Annotated in this window: 11 protein-coding genes and 1 pseudogene; 4 read left to right on the plus strand and 8 right to left on the minus strand. The window is 70.2% G+C overall.

Translation table 11 applies throughout. The features are described 5' to 3' along the window. Positions 1 to 156: 156 nt before the first annotated feature. Both LQK93_RS12940 and LQK93_RS12945 read left to right on the plus strand, forming a co-directional pair. The gene (locus LQK93_RS12940) at positions 157 to 1,038 is read left to right on the plus strand and encodes a ZIP family metal transporter (protein ID WP_374968189.1); all 882 of its coding nucleotides are present in this window, start codon (positions 157 to 159) and stop codon (positions 1,036 to 1,038) included. A 499-nt stretch (positions 1,039 to 1,537) separates the two neighbouring features. Beyond that, entirely contained in the window at positions 1,538 to 3,073 is a 1,536-nt protein-coding gene (locus LQK93_RS12945; RefSeq protein ID WP_374968190.1) for an FAD-dependent monooxygenase, read from the plus strand. 265 nt (positions 3,074 to 3,338) lie between these two features. Here the strand turns inward: LQK93_RS12945 and LQK93_RS12950 are convergent, their stop codons facing one another. After that, positions 3,339 to 3,680, minus strand: coding sequence for a cupin domain-containing protein (locus tag LQK93_RS12950; RefSeq protein ID WP_374968191.1), 342 nt, complete (start codon positions 3,678 to 3,680; stop codon positions 3,339 to 3,341). Between the two features lie 269 nt (positions 3,681 to 3,949). Between LQK93_RS12950 and LQK93_RS12955 the strand changes: the two genes are divergently transcribed. After that, positions 3,950 to 5,071 carry an LLM class flavin-dependent oxidoreductase gene (locus LQK93_RS12955; RefSeq protein WP_374968192.1) on the plus strand — a complete coding sequence of 374 codons (1,122 nt, stop codon included), beginning with the start codon at positions 3,950 to 3,952 and terminating at the stop codon, positions 5,069 to 5,071. 75 nt (positions 5,072 to 5,146) lie between these two features. On the opposite strand, the pseudogene LQK93_RS12960 reads toward LQK93_RS12955, so the two are convergent. The 3 genes and pseudogenes from LQK93_RS12960 to LQK93_RS12970 form a co-directional block, all read right to left on the minus strand. After that, positions 5,147 to 5,965 (minus strand): annotated as a pseudogene (locus LQK93_RS12960) (LLM class flavin-dependent oxidoreductase); the annotation flags it as partial. 90 nt (positions 5,966 to 6,055) lie between these two features. Next, complete coding sequence (locus LQK93_RS12965; protein WP_374968193.1) at positions 6,056 to 6,556, minus strand: hypothetical protein; 501 nt, start codon at positions 6,554 to 6,556, stop codon at positions 6,056 to 6,058. Next, positions 6,537 to 6,842 carry a hypothetical protein gene (locus tag LQK93_RS12970; RefSeq protein WP_374968194.1) on the minus strand — a complete coding sequence of 102 codons (306 nt, stop codon included), beginning with the start codon at positions 6,840 to 6,842 and terminating at the stop codon, positions 6,537 to 6,539. Before LQK93_RS12970 ends, LQK93_RS12965 begins: the two co-directional genes overlap by 20 nt. Positions 6,843 to 7,163: 321 nt before the next feature. Between LQK93_RS12970 and LQK93_RS12975 the strand changes: the two genes are divergently transcribed. Continuing rightward, positions 7,164 to 7,811, plus strand: a complete 648-nt coding sequence (locus LQK93_RS12975; protein WP_374968195.1) for a hypothetical protein — start codon at positions 7,164 to 7,166, stop codon at positions 7,809 to 7,811. A 16-nt stretch (positions 7,812 to 7,827) separates the two neighbouring features. Here the strand turns inward: LQK93_RS12975 and LQK93_RS12980 are convergent, their stop codons facing one another. The 4 genes from LQK93_RS12980 to LQK93_RS12995 form a co-directional block, all read right to left on the minus strand. Continuing rightward, on the minus strand, positions 7,828 to 8,655 hold the full coding sequence (locus LQK93_RS12980; protein WP_374968196.1) for an alkaline phosphatase family protein: 828 nt from the start codon (positions 8,653 to 8,655) through the stop codon (positions 7,828 to 7,830). Between the two features lie 315 nt (positions 8,656 to 8,970). After that, positions 8,971 to 11,022: a glycogen debranching N-terminal domain-containing protein gene (locus tag LQK93_RS12985; protein WP_374968198.1), complete on the minus strand. Its 2,052-nt coding sequence runs from the start codon at positions 11,020 to 11,022 to the stop codon at positions 8,971 to 8,973. Then, entirely contained in the window at positions 11,019 to 11,468 is a 450-nt protein-coding gene (locus tag LQK93_RS12990) for an SCP2 sterol-binding domain-containing protein (protein WP_374968200.1), read from the minus strand. Before LQK93_RS12990 ends, LQK93_RS12985 begins: the two co-directional genes overlap by 4 nt. 56 nt (positions 11,469 to 11,524) lie before the next feature. Further along, positions 11,525 to 12,817: an RNA polymerase sigma factor gene (locus LQK93_RS12995; protein WP_374968201.1), complete on the minus strand. Its 1,293-nt coding sequence runs from the start codon at positions 12,815 to 12,817 to the stop codon at positions 11,525 to 11,527. Positions 12,818 to 12,840: the final 23 nt, after the last annotated feature.

Below are 12,840 nucleotides of genomic sequence, written 5' to 3' on the forward strand. Positions count from 1 at the left end.
CGTCGCGTCACATCCGCAGACAAGGCGCCGCGCAACGCCCAGTCCGTGGTGACAGTCCGCCGAGGTCCTCACCGCAGAGCCACTCCCAGCATTTGACCAGTTAGGTAAGGCGCGCCTAACTTTCGATCTGCTCACCTGATCGTCGAAGGAGTTGTCGTGGGACTTGGCCGCACCCTGGTGCTCGGTTTCATCGCGGGCGCCACCATCGTGCTGGGCCTCCCCATCGGGCGGCTGCGTCGCCCGGCGCCGGCCCTGCGGGCGGTGCTCAACGCCACCGCGGTCGGGGTGCTGCTCTTCCTCGTGTGGGATGTGCTGACCCACGCTTGGGAGCCGATCGACGCCGCGCTCGGCGCGGTGCACGATGGCGGCGGCAGCCTGTCCACGGTCTTCGGCTACGGCGCACTCTTCGTCGGGGGTCTGGCTGTCGGGCTGCTCTCCCTGGTGGCCTACGAGGGGTGGATCGGCCGGGTCACGGCCCGGGCCGCCCTGACCCCGAACGCCGAGGCCTTGGCCGGCATGCGGGTCGACGGCACGAGGCGACGGGTCGGGATCGCGTCCTGGTCCGTGGCGCGCCGGCTGGCGCTGCTGATCGCGGTCGGCATCGGCCTGCACAACTTCGCGGAGGGCTTGGCCATCGGCCAGTCGGCTGCGCGCGGCGAGATCGCCCTCGCCACCCTGCTGGTCGTCGGCTTCGCCCTGCACAACGCCACCGAGGGCTTCGGCATCACCGCCCCGCTGGCCGGGGACCTCGGGCCCGACGGAACGCCGCGTCGTCCGTCGTGGCCGTTCCTGCTCGGCCTCGGCCTGATCGGCGGCGGACCCACGTTCGTGGGTGCGGCGGTCGGTCACGGCTTCACCAGCGAGCCCCTCAGCCTCGTGTTCCTGACCCTCGCCGCCGGCTCGATCATCTACGTGATCACCCAGCTGCTCGGCGTGGCCGCGCGCACCAAGCGCGCCGACCTGCTCGCATACGGCCTGCTGCTCGGCATGGTCGCGGGCTTCGCCACCGACGCGGTCGTCACCGCCGGCGGCGCCTGAACCCTGGGTTTGAGCGTGACCTCGTCACGGGCTGGAGCCCATCGCGATCCGCGTCGAGCCGGGGCGCCGGCTCATCGTCACACTGGTCAACCACCTGGCCGTCCCGACGAATGCCCGACCCGGCCACCGCAGGTACATCCGGAGCCGACTCGTCCCTGGCAGCACGGCGCGTCGCGACGGACCCGACGCTGTGGCCATTCAGCGGGCGTAGGGCCTGGACTCTCCGCTGACGGCGCAACGCACACGCTCGCAGCTGACGTCGTTAGGTGGAGTGGGGGCTTGCGTTGGGTCGTCAGGGTTGATTGCTCGGGCCCCTGCCGGGTAGTCGCCCTCAACGCGATCCGGTACCCCTGCTGATCATGGTCGGAGCCGCCCGATCGGGCACTCGCGTTGTCGCCGCGGCGGCTCCCAGCACTCTCATCTCGGGGGTCGCACGATCCGTCTACCCGTACCGTGGCGGCGTGCCCTGAGTCCTCGGAACAGGAGAGGTGACACGTTCATGACCAGCGTGACATTGAGCGAGCTACCCATCACCGACACCGATGTGCTCGTCGTCGGCGCAGGACCGACCGGTCTGATGGCCGGGCTCGTGTTGGCTCGGCGCGGCGTTGCGGCCGTGGTCATCGATCCCAAGTCGGCACCGACTCGCGAGTCCCGGGCGCTCGCTGTCCAGGCGCGGAGCATGGAGATCTACGACCAGCTCGGTCTCGCCGAGCAGGTTCTCGCCGGCGCCTACCCGGCCCTGCGGATCCAGATCCGTCAGGACGTCAGCCCGCAGGGCTTGAGCATCGCGGCGGCGCAGCGGGGATGGACCCGCTACCCGGGCATCCAGATCTTCGAGCAGAGCCGCAACGAGGAGCTGTTGTCGTCCACGCTCGCCGAGGCCGGCGCCGGAGTGCGCTGGCGGCACCGGCTCGTCGACCTGGTCGACGACACCGAACCCTGCGAGGGACGCGTCGTGGCTCTCGTCGATGGCCCGGACGGGCTCTCGCGGATCCGGGCCCGCTGGTGCATCGGCGCCGACGGGGCGCGCTCGGCCGTCCGCCGCCTCGAGGACCTCCCCTTCGAGGGCGTCACCGACGACGCGATGTTCTGCGTCGCCGACCTGCGCGGCGTCTCGGGGCTGCCCGATGGTGCTGTCGCCGCCCGGTTCGGTGAGGCGACCTTCGCCCTGCTCTTCCCGCTGGGTCCCGGCGGGCATGCGCGACTCATCTCGTTGGTGGACAGCGACGAGGTGCTCCAGGAGTCCGCCCTGGCCGCCGCCCGTGCCGACCTCGGACTCACCTACACCGCCGTCGACTGGTTCTCGACCTACCGCGTCCACCATCGCGTCGCGACGCGGTTCCGCAAGGGGGCAACCTTCCTGGCCGGCGACGCCGCCCACGTGCACTCTCCCGTCGGCGCCCAGGGCATGAACACCGGTCTGCAGGACGCCCACAACCTCGCCAACCTCTTGGCCGACGTCGCCCAGGGCCACCTCGACCCGGCCGCGTTGGACCGTTACGAACGCGAGCGTCGCCCCGTCGCGCAGCGGCTGGTCAAGGTCACCGACCGGGCCTTCAGCGTCATCGCACGGCGCAGCCGACGAACCGCATGGTTCCGGCGTCGGTTCAGCGGTCCCATGGCGACGCTGGCCCCCCGCATCCTGGACACACCGTTAGGTCCCCGGCTCGGCGGGTACCTCGGGCAGTACCGGATCCGCTACCACTTCGCCACCGACCAGGCGGCACCCGCGTGGGCCGACGACCGCGCCGTCGGGGTGCGCCTGCCGCCGGTCGGGGACAACCCCCGGTCGCTGCGGTCCCTCACCTGGCAGCTGCACACCTACGGCGCCGAAGCAGCACGCCCGAACGTCCCAGGGTGGATAGACGGACCCCACAACTTCGGACCCGACAGCCACGGCCGGCTACGCCGCGATCGGCTCTACCTGGTCCGCCCCGACGGCTTCGTCGCCGCGTCCCTCCCACTGCGCGATGGCGTCGTGGACGAGACGACCCTGCGGTCCGCCCTGTGCGCCCATCAGGTCACCCTCTGAGGAAGCGCCTCCCCAGCCGAGCTGGCCTCGCCGCAACGTCCCCGGCATCGGGTACCGCCGCGGCCAGGGGCGGCGGGTCGAGGCCTATGACCGGAAGGGGATCGCATCAAGCGCCGCGCTGCGTGGCTTCGTCGGGAGCAGAGCCGGCTCCGCGACGCGGTGACGAGTTGATCAGCGCAGTCTCGCCCTAGCGTTTCCCGCTCATCGGTGGTGCCGGACGTCCGTCCACCGCGCGGCATGTGAGTACGTTCGTTGCGGCCAGGCGTCAGGTCGGCTGTGGGCCGAGCGACCTGGAGGTGCTGGACGCCCCCGGCTCCTTCAACTCGACGAAGATCACGTGCGTTGCCGTATCTCCGATGTTCTCCCCGTGATGCTCCTGGGCAGGAAGCCAACCGACCGTTCCAGCTTCCAACTCCACCTCGTGCTGCGCATCTCCGGACACCAGACGCCTGCGAAACGACGACAGCGTGTACATGACGCTGTCGGGGTGCTGGTGTGGCGTTGTCCGGTCGCCGGGAGTGTCGGTGTACTCGAGGACTCGGACGCGTTCGTTCTCGAAGACGACTTTGTAGTGCTCGGGGTTGCCGGTGGCCGGGTCGAGGCTCATGACGTGAGAATCGCAGGCGTTCACCGGCAGTGTTCGAATTTTCCCGGAATACGGGCGCTCCGCGGCAGTTGCGTCTGTTCTCCAGCTCTTGCCCTCGGTGCAGGCGGCCATCGTGGAGATGCCCGGCGAAGCCGCCCGCGCCGGTGGGCAGGCGCCGCTTGTCACCGCTGCCCGAAGATCATTCAGGGCTACGCCAGAACTGCCAATCCGCCGGTGCTGGCCGCTCGAGATCCGACTCCCAGGCAACCGTCGGGCGCGCCAACCCGGCGGTGGCTGCGGCCATTCTGGCGGGATCACGAGCCAGCGACCGCGATGCACGACAGGCCGGCACTGAGCCAAGCCCGATCGCTGTTGATGCATTCCATATCGTCCGGACCGCACGGATCCGAAGGCGCAGCGCGCCCCGACTGGACCATCGGGGCGACTCACTGGACGCATGCCTCTGTCGACCCGATGATGGTGAGCAGACGACTTCGCCGCAGTGCGTCGGAGGGTTCGACACCGTGACCTTGCGATTCGGCGCCTACCAGTACCAGCACTTGGACCTCGACACGCTCCACGAGCGTTGGCAGGAGGCCGAGCGCCTGGGCTTCGATGTGCTGTGGAACTGCGACACCGTGGTGGAACCGGACCGACCGCGCCACGTGATGCACGACGGCCCGACGACCTTGACCCTGATGGCGGCGACCACGAGTCGCATTCGGGTCGGCACGCTCGTTTCCAGCCTGTACTTCCGGCAACCGGTCACGCTGGCGAAGGCGACGATGACCCTGGACCACCTGTCCGCCGGGCGAGTCGAGCTCGGGCTCGGAGTCGGTGACCCTTCCGCCGGCGGGCCGGTGGCCGGCGTCGACTGGTCTCCGAGCGAACAAGTAGCCAGGTTCGGCGAGTTCGTGGAACTGGTGGACCTCCTGCTGCGCCACGAAGTGACGTCCTACGACGGTGTCTACTACCGGTGCGCCGAGGCGGAGGTCATCCCGGCTCCGGTTCAGCGTCCCAGGCCGCCCATCACGATTGCGGCGCACGGACCGAAGATGCTCTCGATCGCAGCGCGGTTCGCCGACAGCTGGAGCTCGTGGGGTGGGTACGGCGTGCAGACCGAGGCCGACTTCCATCGCGTCACCGCGGAACGGTGCCATCGCTTCGATGACCTCGTGGTCCGCCATGGCCGCGACCCGGAGGCGATCAGGCATTCGCTGGTGTGTTTCCCGCCGTTGACGCCGTGGGAGTCGCCCGACTACTTCACCGACATGGTCGGCACCTTCGTGGCCGCCGGGATCGACGAGTTCGTGCTCTACTGGCCGAACACCTGGCGCCCGGACGCCTCTCACGAGCGGCACTCGTTCGAGACGATTGCCACCGAGGTCATCCCCAAGCTCCGCGAGGCCTGACCGCGATCCGCGGGGCGCTGGGCGTCCGAGACCTCCGACGAGCACGGGTGGGTGCGGGCGCTGGGCGGGCTTGGGCCAGGACCAGATCCGGTCGAAGCTGACGTGCTCGCCGTGGTAGCTCGCCTCGTCCTGGGTCCAGATCTGCTTCATCGCCTCGACGCGCTCGCGCAACACGGCCATCCGGCTGCGCGGGTGGGTGCCGTGGTTCTTCATCTCCTCCCGGTTCCAGCCGGCTCCGACGCCGAACTCCATCCGCCCGCCGGAGAGCACGTCGACGCTGGCGACCTGTTTGGCGGTGATGATCGGGTCGCGCTGGGCGACGAGGCAGACGCCGCTGCCGACCCGCAGGCGGGAGGTCGCGACGGCCGCGGCGGTGAGGGTGACGAACAGGTCGTGGGTGTGCCAGTACTTGCGGGGCAGCTCGCCCCCGTTCTCGTACGGCGCGGTTCGGGCCGCTGGGATGAGGGTGTGCTGGACGACATGGGCGACCCCGTGGGTGCCGCCCGCCAGGTCTTCGAGGCGCTGACGCCCGACGGGACGTGGATGATCGTCGAGCCCGCCGCCGGAGACCACGTCGAGGACAACCTCACCTCGGTCGGCCGCGCCTACTTCGGGTTCTCGACCCTGCTGTGCACCCCGTGCTCGCTCTCGCAGGAGGTGGGTCTGGCGATCGGCACCCAGGCCGGGCCGGCGCGCGTGCGCGACATCGTGTCGGCGGCCGGGTTCACGCCATTCCGCGTCGTGGCGCAGACACCGTTCAACAATGTGCTCGAGGTTCGAAAGTGACGTGAGCGCGATGACGACCGGCCAGGTCGGCCCGCGGCCCAGAGCTAGGTGGTCGGCCTGCGTTCCCGTACGCGTGCTCGCACGTCCCCGGTCCGTCACGCTCAGCATTGAGCACGCTGCCCCCCTCGCTCCTGCCTGCTCCCGCGTGCTCGGGCGGGTCGAGACCGGTCCCCCCTCGGGGGGACCCTCCGTGGCCGGTCAGTGCGTACCCGGACGACGCGCAACGACCTCGAGAGCAAGACCCGCGAGGCCGAGAGCCACGAGGAGCACCGACGGCACCAGCAGGGGAGAGCGCCACGGCTCGAAGGCGCCATAGCCTTGCACGGCGACGCCCATGGCCGCGGCCATGGCGGCACCGGCGACGAGCTCGACAAGGCTGAGGGTGAGCGACAGCTGACCACCACGACCATGGTGTGCACGCCGGAGGACGAGTACTGCCGCGTACGTGAACAGCCCGGCGGCCAGCGCGAGCAACAGCCCGAGACCGACGAACACTCCGCCCAACCCGGCGTCCGGCGCTCGACCCGCGAATATCATCACGCCGGCGAAAACGAGTGCAGCCCCACCCACCAGCACGTGACCAAGGCTGATCACGCCACGTGCCGAGACCCGCGACTCCGTGTCAGTGCCCATGAGCCAGTGAAGCACCCGATGCGGCGACCGGCGTGCGTACGAGTACTCAGAACCCGCCGCGCTCACGAGCGGTTGGTGAACGCCCGGTCCAGGCCATCATCTCCCTGGTCGTCGAAGGTGGGATCTCGTCGCAGACGCAACAGTTGCCGAACCCGTGCCGCTTCCAGCGTCCCTGCCAGCGCCTCACCAGCGCCTCGACGTCCTCGAGCTCCGTCGTCAGATCCGACGGGTTGTGCTGCACGACTGAGGGATTCGACAGGATTTCCATGATCGCTTCGGCATCATCCTTGGCGGGCTGACGGCTGACGGAGCGACAACCGTCGGTCAACAGGCGAACGGGCTGCAGGGGCACGCCGGCAACGTACTCCCGGCATGTCCGTGCAGGCCCAGGACCACCACCCTGACGACCCGCTGACCGGCGAGCGCGAACCGCACTGAACTGCAACGCTGCCCACCCGCTTCGAGCCCGGGGAAGAGTTGCGGCATACGTTCGGAAAAAACCGGCGGACCTCTTGCGCGAGTGCATCGACGGACGCACCGGCCAGTAGGTCTGCACCAGCCCTGCCGTCCAGGGACGGTCGACGTCCTTGGATGGCGTATGCCGTGTCGCGCGGTCCGTCCTGCACTCCCTGCCGTGGCGGCCGGGTTAGGGTGCCTGATGCCCCATGGTCCGGTGCAGGAACGAGACCGACGCGCAGTCCAGACTCTCGACCTCGAGACGCTTCCGCGCGAGGTCCGGTCCGCGGTGGAGGCGATGGTGGCGGGGCGCGAGGTGACGCTCCGTCACGAGGGGCGCGAGCTCGGGATCCTGGCCTTCCGCCCGGCCGTGCTCGAGGGAGCCGTCGTGGCGGGGCCGCCGGCTCCGGCGGCCGAGCCCGTCCCGGTCGAGGGCGTCCGCGACGGTGTCACGGTCGTGGCCACGGCGACGAAGCTCTCCGACGCGGCGCGCAGCCGGCTCTCCGACGAGCTGGGACCCGACTACATCGTCCTCGACCTGCTGAAGGCGCCGACGACGGCCGACGTCGTCCTGACCCACCCGGTGAGCCCGCAGCTGCTCGGCTCGCTGCGCGCCGGCTTCCCGAACGCCCGGGTGATCGTGACCGAGATCGACGACGAGGAGCTCGGCGTGAGCCAGCCGGGGCCCGTGGGCCGACTGCTCGATGCCGGCGCTGCGGCCTACCTGCCGCCACGACCCCTACGCGAGGTCGCGTCGAGCGTGCACGCCTACCTCACCGGGTCCGCAGCGCCGCAGCTCACCGCGGGCCCTGCAGCGGCACCCACCGCGTCCCTCCCGTCGTCGTCCGACGACCCGGCTGAGTGAGCCAGGGCCCGTCCGCTCACTTCAGCCGGAAGAGCCCGTCGTCGCGGATGGACGCCTTTCCTGGGTCACCCGCGTGACCCAGCAGCTGGGTCTGCCCGACCATCTGCTCGATGCCCTTCAGGACCGAGTAGTGGTCGTAGGCGACCGAGGAGACACCGCCGGCAGTGGTGTACGGCGTGATGACGATCAGCGGCACCGTGAAGGTCGTGTTGTTTCCCTCGTCCCAGGTGATGAGAATGGCGGAGCGGCCGGCCTGGTAGGTCGTCGAGTTGAGCAGCGTCGGGAGATAGCCCTTCAGCCAGTTGTCGCCGTTCTGGATCCGTTGCGAGATGGTGGTGTTCGGCACCAGGTGCATGATGTGCTGCTTGTTCGGGATCACCAGGTTGAACGTCGCGGACAGCACGTCCGCGTTGTTCGCCGGGAAGGGCTTGGCGTATTGCGGGCACAGCGTCTTCTGCGTCCGCGTGAAGTACGGGAAAGGCGTGTGGGTGACCGTGAAGAGGCCGGCGCCGCCGGTGTAGCAGCCGCCCTGGGCGTCCTCGCCCCACTCCACGGCGCTGCCCGGCGTCGCCGTGTTCATCAGTTCGAAGCTGCTCTTCGAGGCCTGCGGCCAGGAGCTCGGAGGCTTGTTCGCCGTGATCGGCAGCTGGTGGGTGCAGATGCCATTGGGGTCGGCCTTGTCGCAGCCGGTGTAGCCGGAGGTCAGCGCGATGTAGTTGGCCAGGCTGGTGGTCGACAGGGAGAGGTCGTTCTTCGAGTAGCTGCAGGCGTTGGCGATCGAGTTGATGTAGGGCGCGTCCGCGGTGTTACCGATGATCTTCTTCAACGGCTTGTTCTCGAACATGATCAGCGTGACGTGGTCCCACGTCGCCGGTGCACTTCCTTGGGCTGAACCACCGCAGGGAGTCGTGTCGTGCTGACCGCGGTTGCGGCAGGCGCGGGGAGAACGAAGGCGGCCAACAACACCGCCGCGGAGACCGGAATCCAAGGTGGCATCGGCATCACTTCCAAAGGTCTCGGCGCAGTGTGATCTCGTCGCAAGCCCCGCGCGCCGAGGGCGATACCACGGTTCGTCAAAGATAGGGCGCCGCTCTCGGCGCCACAGGGGCTTTCGAGAAGAGCCGAAACTCGTCGGCGTTCTACCGCGTTCTACCGCGTTCTACCGCTCGTCGTCGACGTCGACCATGCCCCGGCCGAACGCGTCGATGCGACCCCACCGGCCCGGGATGTCGAGCAGCTCGATGCGCCCGAAGGTCGTGGGCACCGCGGGGTCGACGATGAGGTGCTCGCCGACCGCGTCGAGACCGAGCATGGTCCGCAGGAACAGCAGCGGTGCGCCCGTCGACCAAGCCTGTGGGCTGCACGCCGTCGGGTACTGCACGGGGTAGCGCGTCAGGGAGCGCTCGTAGCCGCCGAACGCCTCGGGCAGGCGCCCCTCGAAGAACTCGGCCGCGTGGAGCACGCCAGCCGCGACGCGGGCGGCCTCTTCCCGGAAGCCGTAGCGGCGCAGGCCCCAGGCGATGAAGGAGTTGTCGAAGGGCCAGACCGTGCCGACGTGGTAGCCGATCGGGTTGTAGCGGGCCTGGTCGTCGGCCAGCGTTCGCACGCCCCACCCGGAGAACAGATGAGGCCCGAGCAGGTGCGCCGCGATCGTCGGCGCCTTGGCGTCGTCGACGATCCCGCTCCACAGCAGGTGGCCGATGTTCGAGGAGAGCGCGTCGACGCGCGTGCCGTCGGCCTCGAGCGCGAGTGCGTAGTAGCCACCGTCCTCGACCCAGAACTCCCGGTCGAAGCGGGCCTTCAGGTCGGCCGCCTGCCACTCCAGAGCATCGGCGTATGCCGGGTCGTCCCAGAACTGCCGGGCGAGACGCGCCACCCGCACCTTCGCGTCGTAGGCATAGCCCTGCAGCTCGCAGGTGGCGCGGGGGAACCCGGGCAGCCGACCGTCCCTGTAGGAGATGGAGTCCCACGAGTCCTTCCAGCACTGGTTCTCCAGGCCCGTCTGCTCGTTGCGCCGCTGGTAGGCGATGTAGCCGTTGCCCTGCAGGTCGGCGTACGTGTCGATCCAGTGGATCGCGGCCCGCGCCTCGGGCTCGAACTCGCGCACCAAGGCGGCGTCGCCGGTCCACCGCTCGTACTCGTCGAGCAGCACGAGCCACAGCGGCGTGGAGTCCGCCGAGCCGTAGTAGGGGGAGTGGGGGCGCTCCTGGAAGGCGGTCAGCTCGCCGTAGCGCATCTCGTGGAGGATGCGCCCCGGGTCCTCGTCGCGGAAGTCGTCGACCCGGCTGCCCTGCCAGTCACCCAGCACGCGCAGCGTCGTCTCCGCGAGCTCGGGCGTGAAGGGGAGCGCCTGCAGGCTCGTGAGGATGCTGTCGCGTCCGAACATCGTCATGAACCACGGCAGCCCGGCCGCGGGCAGGCTCCGGCTCCCGGCGATCGCGGGCGAGAACCGCAGCGCCGCGAGGTCCACGAGGCTGCGGCGGTAGGTTGCGGCGAGCTGCTCGGAGTCGGTCACGAGGCGTGGAGCGGCCTCGACCCACTCGCGAAGCTCCTCCAGGCGTCCCTTCTGGGCGCTGTGTCCCTCACCGTCCATCCGGATGATCGGGGCGTCGGGCCGTCCGATGCGCGGGGCGACGTGGAGCTCCGTGGACCACGACCCGTGCGTCTCGAGGTGGACGTCGAACTCGAGGCCGCTGTCGTCCACGCGCGAGGGTGCCTCCGAGGCGGAGACGGTGGTGTCGCGGTGGAAGGTGTCGCGGTCGTAGGAGATGACGAGGCTGCCGTCCTCGACGCGGGTGGAGCGGGTGCCCTGCTTGGGGAGGGCGTCCTTGACCTCGAAGAGGTCGACGAAGTCGCAGGCCACGTCCATGCGCAGGGTCAGGTCCACCGGCTTGTTGTCGTGGTTGAGCAGGGTGATGGTCTCCCGGAAGCCGTGCCCGACCGCGCGCTGCCGGAGGACGGTGAGGTTCGCGTTGACGTAGACCGTGTCGGTGCCGACGACGAGGAAGAAGCGGGCCTCGAAGTAGTGGAGGTCGTCCGTGGACAGGGTGGTGAGGCGCTGGCCGTCGACGGTGAGCACCCAGCGCGAGAGGAACCGGGTGTCCCACGCGAAGAGGCCGCCGGGGTCGGTGGGGGAGGCATCGATGTCGCCGCGGCGGTCGCTCACCACGAAGGTGCTGCCCTCCAGGATGTGGACGAGACCCTCGCTCACGACGCTCCTCCTTCCCTCGCGCGGGCGTCGACGACGGGGCTGGGCACCCGGGTCGCACCGGGGCTGCGGGAGAAGAGCCGCTGGGCGAGCACCACGAGCTCCGGGTCGCCCTGGACCGTCAGGGCGCCCCGCAGGAGCGAGGCCATCGCGCTCGTGCGGCCGCTCACCAGGTCGTCGAGCTCGGACGCGGTGCACGTGATGGTGACGTCGGCTGCGGTGTCGCCGTCGGCGGAGACGCTGAGGTCCCCGTGGTCGATGGTCACCCATCGGCTCAGGCTTCTCGCCCGGTCCCTGTCGCCGGCGTTCGCCCCGGAGCTGTCGGACGCGTCGACCATGTCGACCATGTCGTCATGGACCTCGAACCGGATCGTCGCCACCACCCGTTCCAACAGCGGCTGGTGGCCGCGGTGGCTCAGCTCGTCGAAGAACTCGTCGATGTGTGACATGGTCGGCGCCCTTCCCGTAGCCAGCGTAGCCACGGGCCCGCACGCCCACCCGCCGATCAGCGAGGTTCAGCCCCGGGGCGCCCGCCCAGCTCGTCACGCCGGCGGGTGAGGTAGGTGACCTCCGCTCGGTTCCCGGCCAGCTCGATCGCCCTGTCGTACGCCGCCCGCGCCTCGTCGGTGCGACCGAGCCTGCGCAGGAGGTCGGCGCGCGTGGCATGGAGGGCGTGGTAGCCGGCCAGCGCGTCCTGCAGGCGGCCCACGAGCGCCAGCCCGACCTCCGGACCGTCGAGCTCGGCGACCGCCACCGCCCGGTTGAGGGCGACGACCGGGGAGGGGTCGAGGCGGACGAGCCGGTCGTAGAGCGCCACGACCTGGGACCAGTCGGTCTGGCCGGCCTCCGGGGCAGAGGTGTGCACCGCGTTGATGGCCGCGAGGACCTGGAACCGCCCCGGGGCGACGCCCGAGGCCAGCCGCTCGCGGACGATGCCGTGCCCCTCGGCGATGAGCGCTGTGTCCCAGGCGCTTCGGTCCTGCTCCTCCAGGGTCACCAGCTCGCCGCCGGGTGAGACCCTGGCGCCGCGGCGTGCCTCCGTGAGCAGCATCAGGGCCAGAAGCCCGGCCACCTCGCCGTCGTCGGGCAGCAGGGCTCGCGTCAGGCGAGCCAGCCGGATCGCCTCGGCGGTCAGGTCCGGTCGCAGGGGGTCGCTGTCGGGACCGGACGCGAGGTAGCCCTCGTTGAACACGAGGAAGAGGACGGTGAGCACGCCCGACACGCGTACCGGGAGGTCCGCCGCAGGCGGCACTCGGTAGGGGATGCGCGCCGCACGGATCTTCGCCTTGGCTCGCGTGATCCGCTGGCCCATCGTCGACTCCTGCACCAGGAACGCCCGGGCGATCTCGGGCACCGTCAGGCCGCCCACGAGGCGCAGCGTCAGCGCCACGCGCGTCTCCATCGCGAGCGCCGGATGGCAGCAGGTGAAGATCAGCCGGAGCCGGTCGTCGTCGACCGCCCCGACCGGCTGGGGTGCCTCGGCGGCATACATCGCGTGCGCCTCCTTGTGCTTGTCGTCGCGCTTGCTCTCCCGTCGTAGGCGGTCGATGGCCTTGCGGTTGGCGGTGGTCGTCAGCCACGCCCCGGGATTGGGGGGTATGCCGTCCGCCGGCCACCGCTCGACGGCCGTCGCGAACGCCTCGGCCGCGGACTCCTCCGCGATGTCGAGGTCGCCGAACCGCCGGGCCAGGGACGCGACGACCCGCGCCCACTCCTCGCGGTGGGCGCGGCTGATCGCCTCGTCAGTCCCGGGCCGGCTCACGGCGCCCCCTGCCTCTCGTCCACTCTCGTCGGTCACCTACTCACTCGTACTCGCGGTAC

The organism is Terrabacter sp. BE26 (genome assembly GCF_041941675.1).
In the GTDB taxonomy this organism is placed as follows: Bacteria; Actinomycetota; Actinomycetes; order Actinomycetales; family Dermatophilaceae; genus Terrabacter.

Excerpts from the sequence above, each read along its gene's own strand:
- LQK93_RS12980 (WP_374968196.1), bottom strand. The coding sequence starts at position 8,655 with ATGTTCGAGAACAAGCCGTTGAAGAAGATCATCGGTAACACCGCGGAC.
- LQK93_RS12945 (WP_374968190.1), top strand. The coding sequence starts at position 1,538 with ATGACCAGCGTGACATTGAGCGAGCTACCCATCACCGACACCGATGTG.
- LQK93_RS12990 (WP_374968200.1), bottom strand. The coding sequence starts at position 11,468 with ATGTCACACATCGACGAGTTCTTCGACGAGCTGAGCCACCGCGGCCAC.
- LQK93_RS12950 (WP_374968191.1), bottom strand. The coding sequence starts at position 3,680 with ATGAGCCTCGACCCGGCCACCGGCAACCCCGAGCACTACAAAGTCGTC.